This window comes from Candidatus Symbiopectobacterium sp. NZEC135, from assembly GCF_025962695.1.
Map to the genome: position 1 here is coordinate 1 of NZ_JAGFPF010001297.1, position 610 is coordinate 610.

At 63.6% G+C, this 610-nt stretch carries 1 protein-coding gene; it reads right to left on the bottom strand.

Translation table 11 applies throughout. The features are described from left to right. Nucleotides 1-610: DUF637 domain-containing protein (locus tag J5224_RS33915; protein ID WP_264629250.1), on the bottom strand; the 610-nt coding region annotated here is incomplete at both ends.

A 610-nucleotide genomic window follows, 5' to 3' on the forward strand; every position in this document is an offset into this window, starting at 1 on the left:
CGCCAGTTCCGCTGCCAGCGCGCCCGCCGCCGCTCCCTTAGCATCTCCTCCTCCGATCTCGGCAGCGACGGCGGCCATTACCGCATGGCTCACCGCTTTACTTCCCGGTATGCCAAGGATCTGGCCGTTATTGCCAATCAGGAATGCGCCTTCCGCGTGGAGCTGACTGCCAACACTGCTTAACAGAGCGAGTTTGAGGTTGTCAGCAAAACTGCCGCCCTGAATGGCGGTGCCCAGCGCAGAGCTGACGACGGAGTGTGCCGCAACGCGTTGGGCAACGCTGTTCCAGGTGGCATTATCCGTGATAAGCAGCTTACTGGTGACGGGCGTGGTGCCCCCTTTCACGGCTGCGGTCCACCCCATGGCTTTGTCGAGTCCACCCAGGGCACCGCCAATAATCATGCTGGTGGCGAGTGATTTTACCGAGTCGCTGTTAGCCAGCGTTTTAAAGGTGGCGGGAAGGTCTCCTTTGTTCTGGGCCAACGCAACGGCGGCCTGTGAGGCGATGGTCGCCAGGCCCGCTTGTGCGGCGGCACCGGCGGTAGCGGATGCCATGGCGGCGGCGGAGGCAGGGGCCCCAGCACTGGCTGCTGCACTGCCTGCGCTGCTG